12 protein-coding genes are annotated in these 12,264 nt (G+C 55.3%); all 12 read right to left on the bottom strand.

Going from position 1 to position 12,264, the window contains the following annotated elements; translation table 11 throughout:
* Window positions 1-754 precede the first annotated feature (754 nt).
* The gene (gene nifV, locus DL88_RS00795; protein ID WP_051955429.1) at window positions 755-1,945 is read right to left on the bottom strand and encodes a homocitrate synthase; all 1,191 of its coding nucleotides are present in this window, start codon (window positions 1,943-1,945) and stop codon (window positions 755-757) included.
* Between the two features lie 88 nt (window positions 1,946-2,033).
* The gene (locus DL88_RS00800; RefSeq protein ID WP_034990713.1) at window positions 2,034-2,354 is read right to left on the bottom strand and encodes a NifU family protein; all 321 of its coding nucleotides are present in this window, start codon (window positions 2,352-2,354) and stop codon (window positions 2,034-2,036) included.
* A 10-nt stretch (window positions 2,355-2,364) separates the two neighbouring features.
* Entirely contained in the window at window positions 2,365-2,688 is a 324-nt protein-coding gene (locus tag DL88_RS00805; RefSeq protein ID WP_034990715.1) for a HesB/IscA family protein, read from the bottom strand.
* A 537-nt stretch (window positions 2,689-3,225) separates the two neighbouring features.
* Window positions 3,226-3,879 carry a nitrogen fixation protein NifQ gene (locus DL88_RS00810; RefSeq protein WP_084704730.1) on the bottom strand — a complete coding sequence of 218 codons (654 nt, stop codon included), beginning with the start codon at window positions 3,877-3,879 and terminating at the stop codon, window positions 3,226-3,228.
* 115 nt (window positions 3,880-3,994) lie between these two features.
* Complete coding sequence (fdxB, locus tag DL88_RS00815) at window positions 3,995-4,306, bottom strand: ferredoxin III, nif-specific (RefSeq protein WP_034990716.1); 312 nt, start codon at window positions 4,304-4,306, stop codon at window positions 3,995-3,997.
* Window positions 4,307-4,333: 27 nt separating this feature from the next.
* Window positions 4,334-4,534 carry a CCE_0567 family metalloprotein gene (locus DL88_RS00820; RefSeq protein WP_034991177.1) on the bottom strand — a complete coding sequence of 67 codons (201 nt, stop codon included), beginning with the start codon at window positions 4,532-4,534 and terminating at the stop codon, window positions 4,334-4,336.
* Window positions 4,535-4,561: 27 nt separating this feature from the next.
* Window positions 4,562-5,032: a NifX-associated nitrogen fixation protein gene (locus DL88_RS00825; RefSeq protein ID WP_034991179.1), complete on the bottom strand. Its 471-nt coding sequence runs from the start codon at window positions 5,030-5,032 to the stop codon at window positions 4,562-4,564.
* Window positions 5,033-5,040: 8 nt separating this feature from the next.
* Window positions 5,041-5,445: a nitrogen fixation protein NifX gene (gene nifX, locus DL88_RS00830; RefSeq protein ID WP_034990718.1), complete on the bottom strand. Its 405-nt coding sequence runs from the start codon at window positions 5,443-5,445 to the stop codon at window positions 5,041-5,043.
* 36 nt (window positions 5,446-5,481) lie between these two features.
* Window positions 5,482-6,861 carry a nitrogenase iron-molybdenum cofactor biosynthesis protein NifN gene (nifN, locus tag DL88_RS00835; protein ID WP_034990720.1) on the bottom strand — a complete coding sequence of 460 codons (1,380 nt, stop codon included), beginning with the start codon at window positions 6,859-6,861 and terminating at the stop codon, window positions 5,482-5,484.
* Between the two features lie 12 nt (window positions 6,862-6,873).
* Window positions 6,874-8,763 (bottom strand): nitrogenase iron-molybdenum cofactor biosynthesis protein NifE, encoded by a 1,890-nt coding sequence (gene nifE / locus DL88_RS00840; protein WP_034990722.1) that lies wholly within the window; start codon window positions 8,761-8,763, stop codon window positions 6,874-6,876.
* A 378-nt stretch (window positions 8,764-9,141) separates the two neighbouring features.
* Window positions 9,142-10,704: a nitrogenase molybdenum-iron protein subunit beta gene (nifK, locus tag DL88_RS00845; protein WP_034990724.1), complete on the bottom strand. Its 1,563-nt coding sequence runs from the start codon at window positions 10,702-10,704 to the stop codon at window positions 9,142-9,144.
* 82 nt (window positions 10,705-10,786) lie between these two features.
* Window positions 10,787-12,247 carry a nitrogenase molybdenum-iron protein alpha chain gene (nifD, locus tag DL88_RS00850; protein WP_034990726.1) on the bottom strand — a complete coding sequence of 487 codons (1,461 nt, stop codon included), beginning with the start codon at window positions 12,245-12,247 and terminating at the stop codon, window positions 10,787-10,789.
* Window positions 12,248-12,264 lie beyond the last annotated feature (17 nt).

Genomic DNA, 12,264 nt, shown 5'->3' on the forward strand with positions numbered 1-12,264 from the left:
CCTTTCAGCAAAATCGCATCGATTCCTGTCGAGCGGCTTCCGATCCGTCCCTCTCGCAAGAGGTATTTCTATAATCGGAAAAAGTGAGGGCCGCTCCAGACCAGCCATCCACACCCGAAAGCGCAAGGGCTCGATCAAATCTTATCGTCTCTCTGTGGAGCACCGGAAACGGGTTCCTAAGCTTTGCGCTTATCCCGTCCGGGGATCAGATACGTCCGGTTCCTTTGGGATCCGAGGTTTTTGCGTCATTGTCACCGTCCCAGAGGAAACTCATCAGGACGCCGCAAGCCGCTCAAACCTCGAGATTAACAGGAGCGTATTCCGACTCGAGACATGAGAGAATTCTTAACATGGCGATCTCATGACGATCAATCGAAAAAAAGAGAATCCGCAAGTGTTGCGTTCTATTACTCCCCGTTTCCCTCACGAAATTACGTTTTCAGACTCCGGAGGGAAAAACGCCACAACGGCTCGCGCAACTACCGACGCCCTATCGACAAGGAAAGATACCCTGATCATGAGCTAGATGTACCGTATTTCTACTTTTATAACCTTTCCAGATTACTGGAATTGCTATGATGAGTCACATCTCTACAGAGTTTTGACTGTTTCGAAATCTAACACCACGACTAATCGAACGGACCTTCGCACATCAATAGTGTAGCCGAAGAGATCAGCGCTCATCCGCTCGGACGTACACATATGCAAATAACACATACCTGCTATCTGCGGCGCATCAGCGCATAACGGACCATCAATTGATCACAAGCGGCGTCCACATGTCGCCGGTATGAGCGCTTGCGATTTTCGCTTCCCGATAGAAATCGAGGAGAATATTACCCGGAACGGAAGCTTTCTCCTGTTCCGCATAGAGTTTAATGCGCGCCAGGACGAATTTCGCCTCATCCGCAGACACGCTGAGGCCCTGTTGCGCAAGTGCGTTGGTTACGGCCCTCAGCCCCGAATGTTTCCCGAGAACAACGTGGTGGGAACGGCCCAGGAGCGCCGGATCAAGCGCTTGATAACATTGCAGATCCTTCAGCAATCCATCGACATGAATTCCGGATTCATGCGTGAAGACAACTTCACCCACAATGGCCTTGGCTTCAGGAATGGACCGTCCCGCGGCACTGGTAACGACACGGGCAACGCCAGCAAGGGCGGTCAAATCAACCTCGGTTGACAACCCGTAAAGCGATTTGACGGCTACTGCGACCTCTTCGAGGGGCGCATTACCGGCACGCTCACCAAGCCCGACAACAGTGACGCTCGCATGTGTCGCCCCGGCGCGCAGCGCCGCCAAAGTATTGGCGGTGGCGAGGCCCAGATCATCATGCGCGTGAATTTCGATCTCCAGGTCGGTACCTGCTCGTAACTGCTCAACCATGGAAAACGTCATGAAAGGATCAAGAACACCCAAGGTATCGGCAAACCGCAATCGCCGGACACCGAGCGATGCGCCCAGATCTGCCAGCTCCCCCAGGAAAGAAAGATCCGCACGCGAGGCGTCCTCGCAACCAAGCGCAACCTCAAGCCCCTTATCGCGGGCATAGGGAATGAAGCGACTGATCATATCGCGGGCATAGGCGCGATCAGCGGAAAATTTTGCTTTGAGCTGAATATCGGAAACCGGCAGAGATAAATTAATCATGCCGACGCCTGACGCGACCGCTGCGTCAATATCTTGCCGCACCATGCGACACCATGCGATAATTTTCGCAGGAAGCTTTTCCGCAACAACATCGCGGATTGCGGCAATTTCTCGCTCGCCCATCGCGGGCGTGCCCGCTTCAATTTCTGGAACGCCAGCTCCCGCGAGCGCTTTGGCGATGGCAATTTTCTCTTCCGGCGAAAAAGCAACACCGGGGGCCTGCTCGCCATCGCGCAATGTCGTATCGTTGAGAACGATCGGCTTCTTGACCGAATCCTTAACGGAACCCGCCATCGCAGTCACCAATTCCGCTGGGGAGCACGGTAGCGCACGTTCGCCGAGACTACTTCTCCCCACCCATTACAATCAATGCAACCGACGATCAGAGCTTGGGCAGGTTCGATCCGACCGGAATGACGCGGATCATGCGTCCCGTCGCTTCGACCAGCTTCGCCTGCACGCCATTCAAGGTCATGGAAGAGAGCTGGCAACCGACACAAGCACCCGTCATCTTGACGAACACTTTGTCTCCCTGCACATCGATCAACTCGCAATCGCCCTTGTCGCGCTGCAGATTCGGACGGATGCTTTCAATCGTTTCCGCGATCAATTGCCGACGCGCAGCCGCAACAGCATCGGAGACAACCTCGGCAGCGCCTTCCTCGGGAGCCGACTCGACCACTTTTTCCGCCGGATTCAACATCACGCGTTCCTTAGCTAAATGATTTGCCGCAAGAGCAGGAATTTGTCGCGTTCGGATTCTCGAACACGAAACCCGCACCTTCCAGGCTTTCGACAAAATCAATCTGCATGCCAGCCAACAGCGGCTGAGACAGCGAATCGACAAAGACTTTGACATCGTCGCCCGCGTCGACGACCGTGTCGCCATCACGCGATTGGGAGTCGAGACCGATCTGATACTTATAGCCCGCACAACCGCCTGCTTCGGCTTTCACACGAAATCCGGCGCCATCTTTCCCAGAACGCACCAAGGCGGCTTTTACAGCGCTGAGCGCACTGTCAGTAAGGGAAATCATCCGCAAACCTCCATCACTTATATGTCGCTAAGGAAGCAAACTCTATACCAAGACATAAACTGTTGATTTCATGAATTCAACGTAAAAAGATTTATTGTCATGAATCCAACAAATCGGCAATCGCGACTTCCATACAATCCCCGGGAATCCTTGCTTTTCGCGTCATTTTCATAAGCCGAAACAACAGCATAAAAATCACAGGATACCCAGCCGTTTGTCAATTCCGGCGGTGCAGACATTCCGCTGGGAGAAGAATTAGCTCATGACCGAGGCTCTAATGCATTAAAAATAGGTCTAGGCTGTTCCGAAATTGCGATCCAATGCCAAGAGGCAATGCTTCCCTCGACGCAATCTGCAACATGGAAAAAGAGCAACTTTCTTCAACAGCCGCAATGCGTTCGATTATGATCGAGTTCATGAGCATCGCGCTAGAATGCGTTGAGCGCGTAGTCCGTTAGAGCATTTCCGTAACACGGAAATGCTCTACAGGAGGCATCATCAACAGAAAGGAGGGATCACGCGGCCATCTGATCGGACTCAGAGGAATTCGTTCGCTTCATCTTTGGCTGCGAGACGAGCAGAACGAGCATTCCGGGCGAGAACGGCTTCGCCGGAATCATCGCCATAGCAAACATTAAATTCAGAACAGGAATCGCAGGTTGGCGAGGGACACATCGTAAACCCCTCTTCTTCGCACAACGAACGATAAAGGAAACGCTTCCAACGCATGTTGCGCGTATTTTTCGACGCCAGAGAATAATAATGCTGCTCGAGGAGACGTCGCAGGTCCGACCGCTCGGCGAGACCGAGATCTTCCCAAAGATGATTATCTTTCAAGGATCGATGGGCGATAATGCCGGCAAGCCATTGGCCCACTTTATCGCCTTCGGAAACATGTCGCAGCAAGAGGCCGCGCACCATCAATTCCTCATCATCGCATTCAGGCGCCACTTCGCTTGGCCCTGCACCCTGAACCAAATGATCCAGGTGGAGATAGGCGAGCATTTCACGAAATAGCGGCTCGTCCAGACCGAAATCAAAAAAGCGGGGCGAAACACCAGGCTCCGCCTCCACCAGAATATGCAGCACCAGCAGCCCAAGAACCTGCCTGTCGAAGCTGTCCGCGGAAGGGATATTTTCCGCAGCACTGCCAGAGGCACTCAAGACAGGTTGATCATCGGCAGCGAGCATTGGTTTGCCTCCACAGGATCCCCTAAAATGCCCAATAGCATTTTAGGGGTCATCATGCGGCAAACCCATGCGCGAACGTCGGGTTCGCCTCCAATCAATAAGGCTCGGAGGCCGATTAGACTCCAAGAGCCTCGGCTTCACTCGCCTTCGTATGGGTCTGGCAATCCTTCGGGCAAACACGCGCGCAGGCGCCGCAGCCGATGCAAGCACCAATGTCGTTCATCGCCATGACCTTGCGATCGAAATCGTCATCGTCCTCGTCTTCGAGCTCGACAATGTCACCGTCTTCATTGACACCCTTGAGGGTCATGACATCGCGACCACAGACTTTATAACAACGGCCGCAGCCGATGCAGGTCTCCGGATCGATAGCGGTCAGGAATTCCGGCTCCCACATGCGGCCGTCGCGCGTATTCTTCGCTTCCATTGGAATAATCCTCTTGGCTGCAATTTCCTAAGCGGCCGAAATATTGCTCAATTCAGCGCGCTTGCTTTCAAGTATTTCAAACGCTTCATGGGCACGCTGCGCAACGCCTAGAATCTGCTGCCAATTAATGGGGAGTTCTTCCGACAAATCATGCAGATCCATTTTCGCCTGCATGGCTTTCGCAGAAAGCTTCTTGATTTCGGCCTTCAATTCGTCAACATCACTCACCTTGAGCGCCCCTTTGTTTCGAACCAATCAATATTTTGCGACTTCCGGGAATTTCTCGATCATGGCGACACCCGCGGCGACTGCCTTGGCGCCTTCATCCGCGAGCTTGTTGAGGCTGTCGTAGCCATAACGATGCACATCGCGCAGCATCTTATTAACGACGATCAGACGGCCCGCCATCAGAATGATACGGCCGAAACCTTCATGCGACATCTTGATCATCGGCGAAACCATGCAACCGGTTTCACGCTCAATCGTCAGACCAATCGCATTGTAGAACAGCTCAAGCCGCCAGATTGTCTCCGGATCGGGATCACCGACGAGCGGGATTTCCTTGCGCTTCTGCTTATCGACGATATAGGGCTCGATCAGGTCGTAATCGGTTTTGCCTTCCCAGGTGCCGTGCATATCCTGGGCCCGCCATTGTTTGACGAGTTCCTTCACGAAAACCGTATCCATCGCCGCCAGATCTGGCGTTGCCACTGCCGCTTCAGACATCATACACCTCAATCATCATCATAATCGACTTCAACCTTGTCACCGCTCTTGGCGAGCGCCTTGCGCAACCACGGCGGCGGAGCCGGCGCCTTCAAGACATCCTGCAATTTATCGAGGAGGTCGGCGATCGACTCGGGTTCCTTGACCTTCATCGGGAAAATATTGTTGGCGACCACACGGGCCGCGCCGGAGCCGCCGATCGCTGCGACATAGAGGATTGCGCAATCCTTGATAGCGGCGATTTTCGGTTCCAGTTTGTCTTCGTTACCATCTTCCTGCAGGTCACCGTTGAACTCGATCGTCTCGAGGAACTGATTGCCCGCGGGCGTCACGCTGTAAATGGAAATATTCTTAGCCCAGCCGAAATGGGCGTCAACGCGCTCCAAATCCTGGGTCGCAAATGCTACTTTCATCGGACCTCCTGCACCAAATCTTGCGCGCTGCTTGTGTTAATGCGTTGTCGATGCCGGCGCATGCTCCGAGGCATGACCTTCGACCGGATGCGGATACCACGTGTCCGGCCTGACAACATGCATGTTCTCAATGAAGACATTGGCGATCTTGAAGATCAGATCACGCGCTCCACGATAGCCGACACTAGTGATATGCGCCGCACCCAGCCGGTCAAAAATCGGCAGGCCCATGCGGAACAAGGGAATATGCAACCGGTCCGCCGCCTGACGGCCATGAGCATGAGTGATGAGGAGATCACAGCCCGGCGCCATTTTCTCGAAATCCTCGAGATCACCGACGAGCACTTCCTCGATCGGCACCTGTTCGAGTATGGGCTTGTCGTTGGTCGTCACCGCGACCTCGATCTTGCATCCCATCTCATGCAGGAAGTTCGACAGATCGTAAAGGAAGTCCGGCTCGAGACCGATGGCGAGTTTCTTGCCGCCTGTGTGGAAATGGCCATCGAGCATGGCATCGACGAGTTGTCCGCGTTGCCGCTTGATCTTGTTCGGCACTTCCCGACCACTGATTGCGGCCAGATGAGCAATGAACTCATCCGTCGGAATCAAGCCAATCATCCGGTCGAAAATACGGAACGGAATCCCGGCCTTTTTTTCAAGGGTTTCCGCTGCCAGCCGCATATGCGAACCGAGAGCGATGGCATGGAAAGCATCCCCGAGATCGGCGATCTCTTCAAGAGAGATACCGCCAAGCGTCGTCGGCGTGAAATCCTCCGGAATATGCCCATCGAGCGATCCAGCCAGATCCGGCAAGAAATAAGGCTCCAGACCAAAGGCTTCGATAATATCGCGCAATTCATCGAGATCGCCGGGTGTCAAATGACTTCCCGGCAGAACGACCAATTTCTTGGGATTGCGCGGCGCATCCACCTCGACGGGTTTCACCAGAGTTTCAATAATCTTCGCGACAGTCTTCTCCCAACCGTCCTGGAAGGCATCCTTGAAGTCGGGTGTCGACACATAGACGAGCGAAACATGCTCGAGTTCGGGATGCTGTTGCCGCACGAGCTTGATATAGGCGTCAACGTCGTCACCTTTGGTTTCGGTGACGCCGGTGGAGCAGATACCAATCAGGCGGGCCTTCTGCTTGTTGGAAATATTGACGATCGCCTGCTCGACATTCTCATAACCGCCGAGAACCGTCGCAACCTCGCTCATGGCTGTCGTCTGCAGCGGGATCGCTTCCTTGAAATGGCGCACGAACAACACCAGCCCGAAGCTGGTGCAGCCCTGCGAGCCATGGAACAGCGGCATGGCATCCTTGACGCCCATGAAGGCGAGAGCACCGCCCACCGGCTGGCTCATCTTCAAAGGATTGACCGTACAGGCTTTCTTATTGAATTTTACAATAGCCATGACGATCCCTCATCATTCAGCCGCGATGCGCGGAACGGAAGCAAGAACCTCGCCAAGAATTTCCTCGACGGTTTCACCGCAGCTGCCACAACCGCTGCCGGCTTCCGTCTCCGCCGTGACTTCGGCGACGGTGCTGAGCCCCTTCGCGCGAATGGCGTCCTCGATCGCGCCGACAGTGACTTCCTTGCAGTTGCACACTTTCTTGGCACGGCGCTTTTCTTCTGCTTGCACCGGATCAAGTACGACAGCTTCGGCCGGCTGCAGAACATCCGCGATGATATCTTCAATCGTACCGCAGCAACCGGTGCAGCCACCGCCCGCATTGGTCGCCGCCGTCACATCGGCAACCGTCTTCAGGCTGCCCGTACGGATCGCGTCTTCGATCGTGCCGAGATCAACGGATTTGCACTTGCAGATCTTTTTCGAACGGCGCTTGGCTTCCGCCTTCGCCGGATCGGCGGCGAGTTCAGCAGCTTCGCGCGCCGCCTCGGCTTCAGCCTTGGCCTGCCAGGTTTCAGCCGGATTCTGCCAGGGAGCAGCGCGGCGCACTTGTTCCCAGATCGGATTGTACAGCGCCTTGTCGATTTCCTTCACCAGCGCGACCATGCCTTCATAGCCGGCATAGGCGTGATGGCGCTCCTGGTTGATGTCGAGCCACGGCATCGACGCCTTGAGCGCAATAAACTGCGAGCGGCCGCCGGACAGCATGATATCGGCCCGCGCATCCTTCAACATATTGTACATCTCGCGCGGCGACATGTCGTCGAAGGCATGAGCATCTTCGCCCATGAGTTCCTTGATTCGCTCTTTATCTTCCTTTGTCGACTTCTTGACACTGGTTCCGACAATTTCGAGACCGACTTCCTGAAGCGCCGCGACCACCGACCAGGATTTGACACCACCGGTGATGAGCAGAACTTTCTTGCCCTTGAGGCGAGGCGTATAGGCGGCCATGGCCTCCCAGGCCTTCTTCTCTTCGCGGGCGATAACCGCCTCGGCGCGATCCATAAATTCCGGCGGCGCGCCCTGGTCGATGACCAATTGGGCAAGCTGGCGAATGGAATCGCTCATATCGCCGATGCCGTAGAAAGACCCTTCGAAATAGGGGATGCCGTAGCGGTCCTCGAGCTTGCGGGTGATGTTGATCATCGCCTTGGAGCAGACCATCATCGTCGCCTTGGCACGATGAGCCTGAGCGACTTCGTTATATTTGGCATCACCCGAGATGCAGGAGATGATGCGGAAGCCGATTTCCTTCAAAAGCGGCTCGACCTGCCACATTTCGCCGGCGAGGTTATATTCGCCAATGATGTTGACGTCATAAGGCGTCGTATATTCCGGTTCGACCGTGCCGATGACATGAGCAAGCAGTGCCTCGCCCGCGAGCTTGTTGCCGAGATTCTTCGGTCCCACGAAGCCGGGGGAGTTCACCGGGACGATCGGCTTGCCGAATTTCTTCGAGGCCGCCTTGCACACCGCATCAATATCATCGCCGATCATCGCCGGGACGCAGGTTTGATAAACGAAGACCGACGGCGGGTTATATTTTTCGATGATTTCCTTGATGCTCTTGTAGAGCCGCTTCTCACCGCCGAAGACGACATCCGTCTCATTGATATCGGTCGTGAAACCCGTGCGATAAAGCGACGAGCCCGAGGAAAAGGCACCGCGATTGTCCCAGGAATTGCCCTCACAAGCGATCGGCCCATGGACGAGATGAGCAACATCGGTGATCGGCTGTAGAGCGATCTTGGCGCCATCGAACGCGCAACCGCCAGCCGCGCCACCCGGCTGCAATTGTTTCGTGCACCCCTTTTTCTTTTCCTTTTCAGACTTGCCGGCATTTTTGGCGCAGCCAGGCTCGTTGAAAACGTCTTGAATTGTGGCGGAAACACTGCTCATCGAAATCTCCTCGGCGCTTTCCAGCCAGTCTTTCTGGCCGGGCCTCGATGCAGCGCATGCTCATGAATCGCACAGCGGCTGCCTCACGAGGCGTCAATCTCGCATCGAACGGACGGGATGCTTCTAAAAATCTGCCTCTAGCACTATGCTAGCAAGAACTATGCACTCGGCAAGACAAACATTCCAGTTCACGGAAGGTTTTTAGAAGCATCCTCAAAGACACAGTGACGCATTCGGAAAAGACTTCTTTTGAATGCCTGTCAAAAAGAAAGCGGGATGGAAACGGACCATGTGAAAATGGACTCCGCTTCACCCCGCTCTGAAAATCTTTCGCCGAAGCAAAAAGGAGAACAGCTCGCGCTGTTCTCCCAGTTTCGATTAGCGAATGATGTCGTAGCTGAAGTCCGAATGCGCCGGAACGATCGTGTTCTTGTCGATTTCTTCGAAGATACGATCGAGGATCCAGACGAGGACGTTAAGACCACCCTGGTAACCCCACACCGGATAACGGTGATGATGGTGACGATCGAAGATCGGGAAGCCGATACGGATCAGCGGGGTACCCGTGTCGCGTTCCAGATACTTGCCGTAGGTGTTACCGATCAGGAAGTCCACCGGCTCCGTGAAGAGCAGCGAACGCATGTGCCACAGGTCGCGCAGCGGATAGACATGGCAGTTCTTGCCGAACGGGCTGGCGGCCAGCATGGCCTGAACCTTTTCAGCCCACTTCGGCGAACCGTTGGTTGCCAGGATGTGGGTGGGTTCGCCGCCATTTTCCATCAGGAACTGAGCGAGACCAATGCAGAGGTCCGGATCGCCGTAGATCGCGAACTTCTTGCCGTGGATGTGGGCGCTGGAGTCAGCCATCGCGTCGACCAGACGGCCGCGCTCGAGCTTGATCTGCTCCGGAACCGCTTTACCGCTGAGGCGCGAGATTTCAAGAAGGAAATCGTCGGTCGCCTTGACACCGATCGGGTGGTTGAAAGCAACGGTCTCGTGCTTCCATTCTTCACCGATGTACTTCAGCGTCTTTTCGGTGCAATATTCCTGCATCGAAATGGTCGCCTTGGCGTTCACGGCAGCGACGGTTTCGTCGATCGTGGTGCCGCCATCGAACATGCGGAAGGTGCCATCGGTGGGCGTATCCCAGACATCGCTGTTGTCGGCGATGATCGTGTATTCAACACCCATCATGTCGAAGAGGCGCTTGATTTCACGCAGGTTACCGACGGTGTAGGGGTCGAAGCCACCGATGAAGTTGATGGTTTCATTCGGAACGCGCTCGAGCTTTTCAGCGGTGCCGGACTTACCACCCCAGAAATGTTCGAAAACACCCTTCAGGACGTTGTCGTAGCCGGTGATGTGGCTGCCGACGAAGGCCGGGGTATGCGCGAACGGGACGTCATAGTCCATCGGGACCGAGCCCTTGTCCTTCGCGGTCTTGATGAAGGCGTTCAGGTCGTCGCCGATGACTTCCGCCATGCAGGTGGTGGAAACCGAGATCATCTTCGGCTTGTAGAGGTTATAGGTGTTCGCCAAACCGTCGATCATGTTGTTCAGGCCACCGAACACGGCCGCGTCTTCCGTCATCGAGGACGAAACGCAGGAGCTCGGCTCCTTGAAGTGACGGGAGAAGTGCGAACGATAATAAGCGACGCAACCCTGGGAACCATGGACGAAGGGAACCGTGCCTTCGAAGCCAACACCCGCGAAAACGGCGCCGAGCGGCTGGCAGGCCTTGGCCGGGTTGACGGTCAACGCTTCACGCGCAAAGTTCTTTTCACGATATTCAGGGGTCTTGGTCCACTCGACAACCCTCTGAACTTCATTTTCCGCGACCGGGTTTTCGAAGTTCTTCTTCTTGTTCGCGAGCATCTCCCGATATTCCGGCTGACGGAACAAGTCGAAGTGATCGAGAACGTGATCGGCGTTCTGAGGCATGCTGGAAAATCCCTTTTATTGGTTTGTCTCGGTGCACCCCGACATATGCCCTCCTCCGTGAGGAGGAGGGCACGGGGAGATATTAGAACGGAGCCTTGGTCAAACCCCAAACCGGGGAATTGATGGCCATGTCCATATCGCGAGCGAAGATGGCGAAGCCATCGTAGCCATGATACGGGCCCGAATAGTCCCAAGAATGCATCTGACGGAAAGGAACGCCCATCTTCTGGAAGACGTACTTTTCCTTAATGCCGGAACCAACCAGATCGGGCTGGATCTTCTCGACGAACTTCTCGAACTCGTAGCCGGTCACGTCGTCGTAGATCAGCGTGCCGTCCTTCACATAGTGGGTCGTGCGCTGATAGTCGTCGTTGTGGCCGAATTCATAGCCGGTACCGACAACTTCCATGCCGAGATCTTCGTAAGCGCCGATGACGTGACGCGGACGCAGACCGCCGACGAAGAGCATGACCTTGCGGCCATGGAGACGCGGACGATACTTCTCGATGACGGCGTCGGACAGAGCGCGATACTTCGCGATGACCTTCTCGGCGTTTTCCTTGATCCGGTCATCGAAGTGGCTGGCGATCGTGCGCAGCGATTCCGCGATCTTGGACGGGCCGAAGAAGTTATATTCCACCCACGGCACACCGTACTTTTCTTCCATGTGGCGGGAGATGTAGTTCATCGAGCGGTAGCAGTGAAGAACGTTCAGCTTCGCCTTCGGGGTCGCCTCGAGTTCGGCGATCGAACCGTCACCCGACCACTGAGCGATCACGCGGAGGCCCATTTCCTCGAGAAGGATACGGGACGACCAGGCGTCACCACCGATGTTGTAGTCGCCGATGATCGCGACGTCATACGGGGTGAGCTCGATACGGGCAGGCTTGCCTTCCATCTTGTCGAACACCCAGTCACGAACGGCGTCGTTCGCGATGTGGTGACCGAGGGACTGCGACACGCCACGGAAACCTTCGCAGCGGACCGGAACGATGGTCTTGCCGCCATATTCCTTGGACTTCTGCTTCGAAACGGCTTCGATGTCGTCACCGATGAGGCCGATCGGGCATTCCGACTGAACCGTGACACCATGGTTCAGGGGGAACAATTCCATGATTTCGTCCATGATCTTCGCGAGCTTCTTGTCGCCGCCGAAGACGATGTCCTTTTCCTGGAAGTCCGAGGTGAACTGCATGGTCACGAAGGTGTCAACACCCGTCGTGCCGATGTAATAGTTACGACGCGCCGCCCAGGAGTACTGACCGCAGCCGACCGGACCATGGCTGATGTGGATCATGTCCTTGATCGGACCCCACACCACGCCCTTCGAACCGGCGTAGGCGCAGCCACGGATCGTCATCACGCCCGGGACAGACTTGATGTTGGACTTGACCGAGCAGTCCTTGCCACCTTCCTGGAACTGGTTGAGGTGCTTGGCGCGGTTCTTCTTGCTCTTTGAGGGATAGGCCTCCAGGACCTCAGCAATGAGTTCCTTGTTCCTCTGCTTGATTTCTTCGATTGTTTCGGGTGCCGATAGGCTCATGCCAATCTCCTGAAGTA

It is taken from the genome of Beijerinckia mobilis, assembly GCF_000745425.1.
In the GTDB taxonomy this organism is placed as follows: domain Bacteria; phylum Pseudomonadota; class Alphaproteobacteria; order Rhizobiales; family Beijerinckiaceae; genus Beijerinckia; species Beijerinckia mobilis.

Excerpts from the sequence above, each read along its gene's own strand:
- nifV (WP_051955429.1), bottom strand. The coding sequence starts at position 1,945 with ATGGCGGGTTCCGTTAAGGATTCGGTCAAGAAGCCGATCGTTCTCAAC.
- DL88_RS00800 (WP_034990713.1), bottom strand. The coding sequence starts at position 2,354 with ATGTTGAATCCGGCGGAAAAAGTGGTCGAGTCGGCTCCCGAGGAAGGC.
- DL88_RS00805 (WP_034990715.1), bottom strand. The coding sequence starts at position 2,688 with ATGATTTCCCTTACTGACAGTGCGCTCAGCGCTGTAAAAGCCGCCTTG.
- DL88_RS00810 (WP_084704730.1), bottom strand. The coding sequence starts at position 3,879 with ATGCTCGCTGCCGATGATCAACCTGTCTTGAGTGCCTCTGGCAGTGCT.
- fdxB (WP_034990716.1), bottom strand. The coding sequence starts at position 4,306 with ATGGAAGCGAAGAATACGCGCGACGGCCGCATGTGGGAGCCGGAATTC.
- DL88_RS00825 (WP_034991179.1), bottom strand. The coding sequence starts at position 5,032 with ATGTCTGAAGCGGCAGTGGCAACGCCAGATCTGGCGGCGATGGATACG.
- nifX (WP_034990718.1), bottom strand. The coding sequence starts at position 5,445 with ATGAAAGTAGCATTTGCGACCCAGGATTTGGAGCGCGTTGACGCCCAT.
- nifN (WP_034990720.1), bottom strand. The coding sequence starts at position 6,861 with ATGGCTATTGTAAAATTCAATAAGAAAGCCTGTACGGTCAATCCTTTG.
- nifE (WP_034990722.1), bottom strand. The coding sequence starts at position 8,763 with ATGAGCAGTGTTTCCGCCACAATTCAAGACGTTTTCAACGAGCCTGGC.
- nifK (WP_034990724.1), bottom strand. The coding sequence starts at position 10,704 with ATGCCTCAGAACGCCGATCACGTTCTCGATCACTTCGACTTGTTCCGT.
- nifD (WP_034990726.1), bottom strand. The coding sequence starts at position 12,247 with ATGAGCCTATCGGCACCCGAAACAATCGAAGAAATCAAGCAGAGGAAC.